The 11,457-nt window shown below is 62.0% G+C and carries 6 protein-coding genes; 2 read left to right on the forward strand and 4 right to left on the reverse strand.

Annotation, left to right across the window (positions count from 1 at the left end):
* Positions 1-42 precede the first annotated feature (42 nt).
* Positions 43-2,784, forward strand: a complete 2,742-nt coding sequence (gene valS / locus DF200_RS04755) for a valine--tRNA ligase (RefSeq protein WP_109137139.1) — start codon at positions 43-45, stop codon at positions 2,782-2,784.
* 296 nt (positions 2,785-3,080) lie between these two features.
* On the opposite strand, the gene DF200_RS04760 is transcribed toward valS, so the two are convergent.
* The 3 genes from DF200_RS04760 to DF200_RS04770 form a co-directional block, all read right to left on the reverse strand.
* Complete coding sequence (locus DF200_RS04760; RefSeq protein WP_241520128.1) at positions 3,081-3,434, reverse strand: chorismate mutase; 354 nt, start codon at positions 3,432-3,434, stop codon at positions 3,081-3,083.
* 364 nt (positions 3,435-3,798) lie between these two features.
* Positions 3,799-5,781, reverse strand: coding sequence for a transcription termination factor Rho (gene rho, locus DF200_RS04765; protein ID WP_109137141.1), 1,983 nt, complete (start codon positions 5,779-5,781; stop codon positions 3,799-3,801).
* A gap of 704 nt (positions 5,782-6,485) precedes the next feature.
* Positions 6,486-7,814, reverse strand: a complete 1,329-nt coding sequence (locus DF200_RS04770) for an MFS transporter (protein WP_109137142.1) — start codon at positions 7,812-7,814, stop codon at positions 6,486-6,488.
* Between the two features lie 262 nt (positions 7,815-8,076).
* On the opposite strand from DF200_RS04770, the gene DF200_RS04775 reads away from it, so the two are divergent.
* Complete coding sequence (locus DF200_RS04775) at positions 8,077-10,212, forward strand: alpha-galactosidase (protein WP_109137143.1); 2,136 nt, start codon at positions 8,077-8,079, stop codon at positions 10,210-10,212.
* Positions 10,213-10,245: 33 nt separating this feature from the next.
* Here the strand turns inward: DF200_RS04775 and DF200_RS04780 are convergent, their stop codons facing one another.
* Entirely contained in the window at positions 10,246-11,292 is a 1,047-nt protein-coding gene (locus tag DF200_RS04780; RefSeq protein ID WP_158275777.1) for a LacI family DNA-binding transcriptional regulator, read from the reverse strand.
* Positions 11,293-11,457 lie beyond the last annotated feature (165 nt).

The raw sequence follows: 11,457 nt of genomic DNA on the forward strand, positions 1-11,457 counted from the left end.
AAACCAATGGAAATGTCATAGAACGCCCATACACTGACGTGTATGACTGACAATGCTGAAGGCGCCATCAGCGCCCATCTGACCGCCCTGCCCGACCGCGTGGGCGTGGACGGCCTCGAAGAGAAATGGACCAAGGCCTGGAACGACGCCCAGACCTACAAGTTCGGCAACACCCGCGACCGCAAGGCCGTGTACTCCATCGACACCCCGCCGCCCACCGTCTCCGGCCACCTGCACGTGGGGCACGTGTTCTCCTACACCCACACCGACGTCATCGCCCGATACAAGCGCATGCGCGGATACGACGTGTTCTACCCGATGGGATGGGACGACAACGGCCTGCCGACCGAACGCCGCGTGCAGAACTACTACGGCGTGCGCGTCGACACGTCGCTCAAGTACGACCCCGACTTCAAGCCGCCGTTCGAAGGCACCGAAGGCAAGAAGATCCAGGCTAAGGACCAGGTGCCCTGCTCCCGCCAGAACTTCATCGAACTGTGCGAGAAGCTCACCGCCCAGGACGAGAAGCAGTTCGAGGCGCTGTGGCGCGAACTCGGCCTGTCGATCGACTGGTCGCAGACCTACCACACCATCGGCGAGCATCCGCGCCGCGTGGCCCAGAAGGCGTTCCTGCGCAACCTCGCCCGTGGCGAGGCCTACCAGAAGGACGCCCCCGGCCTGTGGGACGTGACCTTCCAGACCGCCGTGGCCCAGGCCGAGCTCGAAAGCCGCGAATACGACGGCTTCTACCACAAGATCGCGTTCCGCTTCGAGGACGGCACGCCCATCTACATCGAAACCACCCGTCCGGAGCTGCTGGCCGCCTGCGGCGCCCTGATCGCCCACCCCGACGACGAGCGCTACAAGCCGTATTTCGGCCAGTACGTGTACTCCCCGCTGTTCAAGGTCAAGGTGCCGATCCTGGCGCATAAGGCCGCCGAAATGGACAAGGGCGCCGGCATCGCCATGTGCTGCACCTTCGGCGACGTGACCGACGTCGAATGGTGGCGTGACCTGAACCTGCCCACCCGTTCGATCATCCAGCGCAACGGCCGTATCGTGATGAGCGTGCCCGACTGGATCGAGGACGAGGGCGGCCGCGCGATCTTCGAGGAGACCGAAGGCAAGACCACGTTCACGGCCCGCAAGATCATCGTGGACCATCTGCGCGAATCCGGCGACATGGACGGCGAGCCGAAGCCGACCAAGCGTATGACGAACTTCTACGAGAAGGGCGACAAGCCGCTGGAGATCGTGACCTCCCGCCAGTGGTACCTCAAGAACGGCGGCACCGACGCCAAGCTGAACGCCGAGCTCATCGAACGCGGCAAGGAGCTCAACTTCCACCCCGACTTCATGCGCGTGCGCTACGACAACTGGGTGCATGGCCTCAACGGCGACTGGCTGATCTCCCGCCAGCGCTTCTTCGGCGTGCCGTTCCCGCTGTGGTACCCGGTGCTTGAGGACGGTTCGACCGACTACGACCACCCGATCACGCCGAGCGAGGACATCCTGCCGATCGATCCGACCACCGACGTGCCGGCCGGCTACACCGAGGACCAGCGCGACGTGCCCGGCGGCTTCACCGCCGAGAACGACATCATGGACACGTGGGCGACCTCTTCGCTCACCCCGCAGATCGTGACCCGCTGGGAGGAGCCCGGCGAGGAGAACGAGGCGCTGCACAAGGCCACATTCCCGATGGACCTGCGTCCGCAGGGACAGGACATCATCCGCACCTGGCTGTTCAGCACCGTGGACCGCGCGCACCTTGAGAACCATTGCCTGCCGTGGGCGCATGCCACGCTCTCCGGCTGGATCCTCGACCCCGACCACAAGAAGATGTCGAAGTCCAAGGGCAACGTGGTCGTGCCGAACGAGCCGCTGAAGAAGTTCGGCGCCGACGCGGTGCGCTACTGGGCCGCCGCCGCACGCCTCGGACTCGACGCCACCTACGACGAGGGCCAGATGAAGATCGGCCGCCGTCTGGCGATCAAGCTGCTCAACGCCACCAAGTTCGCGCTGGCCATCGGCCGCGAGGACGAGAACCATCACGTGGGCGAATCCGCCGAAGCCGTGTGGAACCCGACCGACGTGACCGAACCGCTCGACCGCGCCGCCATGGCCAAGATGGCCTTCGTGGTGCGCACCGCCACCGACGCCATGGAGGCCTACGAGCACTCCAAGGCGCTGGAGATCATCGAAAGCTACTTCTGGCAGTTCTGCGACGACTACATCGAGCTGGTGAAGAACCGCGCCTACGGCACGCCGGACGAGCATGGCAACGTTCCGAGCGAGAAGGCCGTGCTCTCCGCCCGCACCGCGCTGGGACTGGGTCTCGATGCGTTCGCCCGACTTCTTGCGCCGTACCAGCCGTACGCCACCGAAGAGGTGTGGCACTGGATGCACGACGGCGAAGGCTCCGTGCACCGCGCCGCATGGCCGACCCCGGAACCGTACGTCGTGGCCGCGTCCGGAGCCTCCCCGGAGATGCTCGCATGGGCGGGACGCGCCGTGGAGCAGCTGCGCAAGATCAAGTCCGAGGCCAAGGTCTCCATGAAGACTCCAATCCTCTCCGTGGCGCTTTCCGCCGCGAAGGACGGCCTCGACGCGATCCGCGCCTCCCTCGGGGACATCGCGCAGGCCGGCCGCGTGGTCGGCAGGTTCGATCTGGTCGAGAAGCACGCCGAAGAGGCCGCTGCCGCCGATGAGTCCGACGACACCGTCGCCATCGAAACCAGCGAACTCGGAGAGCCCCCGGCCAAGAGGCCCAGGAAGAAGTAAGTAGGCCAACAGGCCCGGCAACGGACTATTACGTAATTTCTGCTCCCCTCCATACAGGAGGGGAGCTTTTTTGAAGGTCGTCGTCGGGGACCAAGAACGCAGCCCCTCAAACGGTTTCCGCCCCCCCCTGTAAGGAGGGGGGCTGCGTCCTTGGTCCTGAACTCCTCAAACTGTTTCCAGCTCCCCTCCTTACAGGAGGGGAGCTGTCCGCCGCAAGGCGGACTGAGGGGAGGTCCATCATCCCCACCCGCATTCACCCATACGAACCAGACGAAATCAGAACGCGGAATTCCACATCACGCAAATACGTCGAGCACGCCCGGGTCTCCCCCGGCGTCGGCGATGCGCTTATGACGCTTCTTCGACTCGGTGACGACGAACTCGCGATACATCTCGGCGATGTTCGTGTCGAGTCCGGCATCGATGGCGATGCGCTGCAACCGGGCGATCTGGTAATCCTCCCGCTTGTAGTCGGCCGGTGCGAATCCGGCCCCCGCCTTGAGCACGCCCACGGCCGCCGTTGCCTTGAACCGTTCGGCCAGCAGATGGATCACGGCACCGTCGATGTTGTCGATGGTCTGACGCAGCGCTTCGATGCGCTTCACGGCCTCGGCCACTTCGGGATTGTTCGCGGCCGCCTCCTCGTCGATGGTGGACGATTTCTCGGCCTCGATCTCATCGCTTACGGACGACGCCTGCGCAATCGCCGCGGCATCCAGCCGCCGGTCGGCCGCATCGGCGCCGGCCGCATTCGCATCGGTGGGGTTCTCCGCAGGCCGAAGCCAGTCACTGCTGTCGATATCGCTCATGGTTCCTAGAATATCCCGAACCTTGGGCGACGAACAGGAACCGAAACCGGTTTTTGGTTCCCATCCGTTACGAAAGACACAACAAACGGGAACAGAAGCCGGTTCCCGGTTCCCATCCGCCCACAACGAACAAACGGATGGGAACCGAAACAGCCAGTTCGGTTCCCATCCGTTGCATATCAGGACATAATCGCGCTACAGACGCCTACTTCTGCGGCATGGTGGAGGTGATGGCGGCCAGGAACTCGCGGTTCGTGGCGGTCTTCTTCAGACGAGGCACCAGGGTCTGGTAGGCCTGCTCCGGCTCCATGCCTCCGAAGAGGCGACGCAGACGGTAGATGACGGCCAGCTCGTTCGGCGGCGTGATGAGCTCCTCGCGACGGGTGCCGGAGGCGTTGATGTCGATGGCCGGGAAGAGCCGCTTCTCGGAAAGCTCGCGGCTAAGACGCAGCTCCATGTTGCCGGTGCCCTTGAACTCCTCGAAGATCACCTCGTCCATCTTGGAACCGGTCTCGACCAGCGCGGAGGAGATGATCGTCAACGAGCCGCCGTTCTCGATGTTGCGGGCGGCGCCGAAGAACTTCTTCGGCGGGTACAGCGCCTGGGCGTCCACACCACCGGAGAGGATGCGACCGGATGCGGGCTGCGCGATGTTGTATGCGCGGGCGAGGCGGGTCATGGAGTCGAGCAGAACGACCACGTCCTGACCGAGTTCGACCAGACGCTTCGCACGTTCGATGGCCAGTTCGGCGACGATGGTGTGGTCGGAGGCCGGACGGTCGAAGGTCGAGGAGATGACCTCGCCCTGCACCGTGCGCTCCATGTCGGTGACCTCCTCGGGACGTTCGTCCACGAGCACGACCATGAGATGCACCTCGGGGTTGTTGGCCGTGATGGAGTTGGCGATCTGCTGCAGCGTGATCGTCTTGCCTGCCTTCGGCGGCGAGACGATCAGGCCGCGCTGGCCCTTGCCGATCGGTGCCACGATGTCGATGAGACGCCCGGTGAGCTTGTTCGGCTGCGTCTCCATGCGCAGACGCTCCTGCGGATACAGCGGCGTAAGCTTGTTGAAGTGTGGACGCTGCTGCGCCTCCTCCACGCTCATGCCGTTGATCTTCTCGATGGACTGCAGCGGCACGAACTTCTGACGCTGGTTGCGACCGCCCTCGCGCGGCGGACGCGTGGTTCCCTGCACGGCGTCGCCCTTGCGCAGACCGTACTTCTTCACCTGTCCCATGGAGACGTATACGTCGTTCGGCCCCGGCAGGTAGCCGGAGGTGCGCACGAACGCATAGGACTCCAGCACGTCGATGATGCCGGCCACGGGGACCAGATCCTCGTTCTGCTGGAAGTCGTCGTGCGCGGCGCGATCACCGCGGTCCGTCCGCATGGCGTCGTCGCGACGGTTGCGGCCCCGACGGTCGTCGTTGCGGTCGTTGCGGTTGCGACGATCGTTGCGATCGTTGCGACCACGACGGAAATCTCGGTCGTCGTCCTCGTAGCGGTTCTCACGCGTGTCACGATCGCGGCCGTTGCGTTCGGCGCGGCGGTCGTCGTTGCGACCACGCTTGCCGCCCTTGCGGTCGGACGGACGGTCGGAACGGTCCGGCAGCGCGGCGAGGATGTCGCCGAGATCGCGCACACGGCCCTGTCCGCCGTGCGAGGCCGCGGTCTCGTCATCGGCGTTGTCCTTGCGGCGACGGATGCGCGGCAGGTCGAGGTCCAGGTCGAGTTTGCCGACGGAACCATGGTCGTCGCGCTCGGCGCGATCGGCGTCCTTGTTCACGGCCTTGGCGGCGCGTGCACGACGCACGTCCTTCGGTTCGGGAAGATCGATATGCAGGTCGGGCAGGTCGGCATCCGACTTCGATTCATGCGACGCGGCGGCCTTGCCGTTCTTCACGGCCGGCAGTTCGATGCCCACCGTCGTCTTGACGGTTTCGTCGGCCGCCGTCTCGGCCATCGCCTCCGTATTCTTCGGGGAGGTCTTCTTCGCCGCGGCCTTGGGCGCGGCCTTGGGCGCGCGCACGGTCACTCCGGCCGGCGGTTCGCCGCCGTTGCGCGCGGCTTCGATGGTGCTCAGCAATTCACCTTTGCGCATGGCGGAGGTTCCACGCAAACCCATCTGCTTGGCGAGCTCCTTGAGCTCCGGCAGCTTCATATCTGCAAGATTCTGGCTATCTGCCACGTGTAATGCCTTTCGTCTGACCGTATGAACGATTGCCATATCAAAAATGACCCGGCAAACCGTATTCACAGGGTGTTCTGACGCGATGCACATGCTTCCTCGATGAGCACTACCTCACCTTGAGCATTATCTCGTCATCGAAATCCCGAACTACAGAATCCGTTCGGAACTGCCCTCACTATACGACGACTCACCGACCAGCGCAAAATCGGCGTTCGTCGCCCTGACCAACGTCAATCGGACGATTTCCTGGGACGACGACGGAAAAACCACGTTTCTCACGCGTCGTCCTTCGCATATCGGATACTTCGTTTTTCACATCGTTGCAATTCCGCGGTTCTTGGTTTTCCGACGAGGAACATTCCAAGGACAACGACGAAAAAACCACGTTTTCCAAGCGTCGTCCTTCGTGGATATGCGGAGATATACGGAATATCCAGACATGAGAAATATAAGAGATATGCAGGCAGACGGGGACATGAGAAATATACGCATATACGCATATACGGCATACGTGAAAGTTCGCAGCTATGTGCAGCCATGCGACACGCCCACATCTCCGGACACCATCTCACTATGCAGACGCCTCTGACATCCTTGTCATGCAAGGCATGCGTCAACGACGAAACGGCCCCGCCGTCAATTCGGCAGGACCGTTTCGCCAAAACATGGCACACGGCGGACACAAGTCGCCGTCCGTCACATCAATTGGCGTTTCTGATGCGTGTGGCGATGAGTGCGCCGATGCTGCAGAACACGCCCATGGCGATGAATATGAATCCGTAGTTGTGGGTGATCATCACGATGGTGGCGGCGATGGTCGGGGCCACGGTCTGCGGGCCCGCATCGGCGAAGTTGATGACGCCAAGGTCGCGGGCCGCGGTCTCGTGCGAGGGCAGAACGCGGGCGACCAGCGCCTTGTCGACGGAGTTGTAGGTGCCCAAGCCGATGCCGATGATGGCGCAGGAGAACAGCAGCGCCGGCCAGGAGGGGATGAAGAACATCACGAGAGCCGGGATGACCCATAGCAACGCCGCGCCGATGACGAAGATCTTGATCCTGCCGAGCCTATCGGATATGAAGCCGCCTATCAGCGAGCAGGTGAGGTTGCCCACGGTGATCACCATGGTGACGACGGCCATGCCCGCGGTCGCCGCCTTCATCGACCCGTCGCCGTAGTGGATGTATTCCTGCAGGGTGTAGATCATGTATCCGGTGATCATGTAGTAGGAGCCGAGCACGCAGAACCGGCTGGCGAAGGTGAGCCAGAAATCGTGAGCGCGGGCGGTGAAGAGCACGTCACGCTGCCCCTTGGCCCTTGTCGGGCGCTTCTTCCCGGAGTCGACTTTGGCGCTGGTGTTCCGGATGTCCTTGGTGGTGAAGAAATAGAGGATTCCGGCCACGGCGCAGATAACGCCCGGAATCATGTACTTCACCGTCAACGAGTCGATGTATCCCATGATGACCACGCCGAACGCGGAGCCACCGAACTGCGAGACCGCATACACACCGGACAGGAATCCACGATGATTCTCCGGGGTGCGTTCGGGGATGAACGCCGCCAGATTCACCTGCATCATGTTCAACGGCCACATGCAGACGGCCCAGGTGATGACCAGCATGGTCACGGAACCGCTCATCGCCATCGGGAACAGGCATATCAGCGAGAAGACCGCGCCGATCATGATCCATATGTTGCGCTTGCCGAACGGCAGATGCACGCGATCGGCAATCCATCCCGTGACGGGCTGCGCAATCATCGACGAGAACGCGCCGACGCCCGTGACGACCGCCAGCTGGGCGACACGGTTCTGGGGGCCGGCGAGCACATCGACATGGGTGGCGAGAAGTACCTGCAGTACGGCGCCGTATACCGAGCATAGGCCGAAATTGGCTATGACGAACGCGATGTACGTCCACAACGTCGTGGGGACGCTCCTGTCCGGCTCGAAGGTGCCGGACATCCTGTCGTCGGCATGTTCCACGGCTGACGGAGGAATGTCCGTCTTCTCGTCATGTGTTGTGTCTTCCATCTTTGACTCTCCTTTGAGGACGATAACATCCACCACTATGTGAAAATGTTTACATAACGAATGTAAGTGTTTTCAAAAGCAATGTCAAATCATGTTGGAATACGTTACGACATGCATAAAAATATTGGAATTACAGTGTTTTAATATCGCTATCTTGATTTTTTCAAAAAAAGTGCTGTAATGGTTGCATCACCAAAATGTAAACGGTGACATTTGCATAACGGCATTATGCAAACATTTTTCCGCAAAGGAGCGAATCATCATGACCGAACAATTCACATGGGGCAACGACCATGTGCAGGCGACATTCACCTACGCCGACGACCAGCCGCTGTCACTGACCGCAATCCGTGCGGCGGACGGCGACTACACCGACGTCGCACCGTTCCCCTATCCCCAATCGTTCGTCGAGATCACGGCCGACGGATTCATGCAGGGCAACATGGGATCCCGATATTCGGAGACCATGATCGGCAACGACCTGCGATATGCGGACCGGCACGAGGAACGGCTCGACGACGCCTCACGACTACGCATCACCATGCACTCGGCCACATACGGGCTTGAAGCCGAGGCCGTGCTCACCACACCGGACGACGCCGCGGCCATCAACGTCGCAGTGCGTGTGACCAACATCGGGACCGCCCCGATCACCCTTACATCGGTGAGCTCGCTCTCCGCCTATGTTCGGCTCGGCGACAACGACCCCGACCATTGGGACCTGTACACGACGAAATCGGATTGGGCCGCGGAAAACCGATGGAGCCACGAACCCATTCGCACCAACCAGCTCGTGAAATCACTGGGATTGAAGTCCGCCTCGATTCTCTCCGTCGGCAATCCGACCTCGTCCTGCATCGAGATCGGCGGGACGGTCACCCACCAATCGTCGACCAGCCGGTCCACTGGCTCCGAAGAACCTACCGGCGCAATCGTGGACCGCGTCACGGGAACCGCGATCGTCTGGCAGGCGGAAAACAACGGACCATGGCTTTGGCAACTGGGAGAACGTCCCGACGGCGTATATCTCGACGTATACGGGCCGACCGACATCGAACATCATTGGAGCCTGTCGCTCGCCCCCGGGGAGTCCTTTACCACGACGCCGGCCACGGTCGCCGTATCCGGCAAGGGTTTCGACGGCGCAATCGCCGAAATGACGCGATACCGGCGATTCGACGTCCTCGACCATCCCGATCACACGAACCTGCCGGTCATCTTCAACGACTACATGAACACACTGTCCGGCGACCCGACGACGGAACGCGAGCTGCCACTCATCGACGCCGCGGCGAAGGCCGGCGCCGAATACTATTGCGTCGATTGCGGCTGGTACGACGACGGCGGCGACTGGTGGCCCTCCGTGGGCGAATGGCAGGAATCGAAGCATCGGTTCCCCAACGGCTTCAAGGAAGTGCTCGACCACATCCGCGAACGCGGAATGAAACCGGGCGTATGGCTGGAGCCCGAGGTCATCGGCGTCAACAGCCCAATGGCCGAGAAACTCCCGGACTCGGCGTTCTTCCAGCGCGACGGCAAACGCATCGTGACCCACATGCGATACCTGCTCGACATCCGCGATGCGGCGGCGAAGGCCCACCTCGACGCCACCGTCGACCATCTGGTCGACGACCTCGGCGTACGGTTCTTCAAATTCGACTACAACGTGAACACGGGGGCCGGCACGGACCACGATGCGCCGAGCCGTGGAGAAGGGCAGCTGGAGGCCGGACGCGCCTACCTCGAATGGATCGACGACCTGCATGCACGTCACCCCGACCTGACCATAGAGACCTGCTCGTCAGGCGCCATGCGATCGGACTGGGCGACGGTGTCACACAGCCAGATCCAATCGACCAGCGATCAGACGGATTACATCCAATACGCCAACATCGCGGCGAGCGCGCCTGCGATCATGCTGCCCGAGCAGGCCGGCAACTGGGCATATCCGAACCGGTTCATGACGCCGGCGCAGACACGTTACGCGATGCTGGCCGGCATCGTCGGACGCCTGTATCTTTCCGGGTATCTCACCCAGATGGACGACGAACAATTGCACCTCGTCACGACGGCGTTGGACATCCATAAGACGATCCGGCATGAAGTGGCGCATTCGACGCCGTTCTGGCCCATCGGTCTGCCCCAGTGGAACGACGACGTGCTGATGCTGGGGTTGCGTTCCGGGAATCACGGATATCTGGCCCTGTGGAAGAAAACCCCTATCTCCGAAGGACGGCTGACCCTGCAGCTCGACGGATACGACGCGGGATTCAGCGGCATCACGCAACTGTTCGGCTCGGATTCCGCGGTCGCATGGACGCAGACCGATGCCGCGCTGACAATCGACGATCGCAGCGACGACGACCCGTTCTGCGCCCTGTACAAGGTCACCTACTGACCGGCAGGCCGACCCTCCGCCGCGTGGCCCCGATCATTCCCGTGGCGGCGCGGCGGATCGGCGTACTTTCAATTCGCCGGAAAACTCCCGGATTCGGCGCCCCTCGTCGCCGACGCCCTCGCTCCCGCCCAAGGCCACGTCGATAAGCATCGAGTACAATGCCCTGCCCACCTGATCGAACGGCACCGAATACGTCGTCAGCGCGGGCGTATACACCTCGGCGATGGGCGTGTCGTCAAAGCCGACGACGCTGATGTCGTCCGGCACCCGCTTGCCTTCGGCCGCCAGTCCGCCTATCAACGACATGGCGATGACATCGTTGCCGGCGAACACCGCCGTCACGGCGTCATCATGGGCGAGCCGGCATCCGATCTCATATGCCTGTCGTGGGGTGTCGGCTCCCGTCAGAGGCGTGGGCGGCACGATTCCGGCATCGCGCAATGCGCTGGACCATCCCAATTCCCGTCCGGAAATCGGCCGACCGTCAACGATGCCAGTCAGGGTTCCCGACACATAATGCACGGTCCGGTGGCCCAGAGACAACAGGTACTCCGTCAACGTGCGGCCGCCGAGTTCGTCGCAGACGGACACCTGATTATAAGTTCCGTCGGTGATGTCGCCCACGACCGACACCGCGGGAATGGAGAACGGCATCTCATCCAGCGTCTTGCGACCATAGCTCTCGAAATCCGTGAAGATCAACCCCATGGGCCGTTCCTCGCGAACGTGGTCAAGGGCGGTGTTCACCGAAGCGTGAGACGACGGGTCCACGGAAAAGATGGAGATGAGGTTGCCGGACCCCTTGCCCTCCTCGATGATGCCGTTGATGACCGACGACGGTCCGAACAACGGCAGGTTCCATGTGAATACAAGAATGGTGTCGGTGGTGCCGGTCACGAATGCGCGCGCCAAAGGATTCGGCTGATACCCGAGCCTGGAGACGACCTCCTCGATTTTTTCGGCGGTCTTGGGCCGTACGACGCTGCGATTATTGAAATATCGAGACACCGTCGCCGTGGACACACCCGCAAGCTTCGCCACATCGGTGATGGACGGCTGACTGCTGCGTTTGCTTCTCATTGCTGACATTTTGTGACCGTTGACCGCCTGACGACGACTGTGCTGGATTCTTTTATTGCTGTACGTCACTGTACGGCATCCCGACGTCAATCGGACGATTTCCAGGGACGACGACGGAAAAACCACGTTTCTCACGCGTCGTCCTTCGCATATCGGATACTTCGT

The sequence above is a fragment of the Bifidobacterium catulorum genome (assembly GCF_003129925.1).
Taxonomy (GTDB): domain Bacteria; phylum Actinomycetota; class Actinomycetes; order Actinomycetales; family Bifidobacteriaceae; genus Galliscardovia; species Galliscardovia catulorum.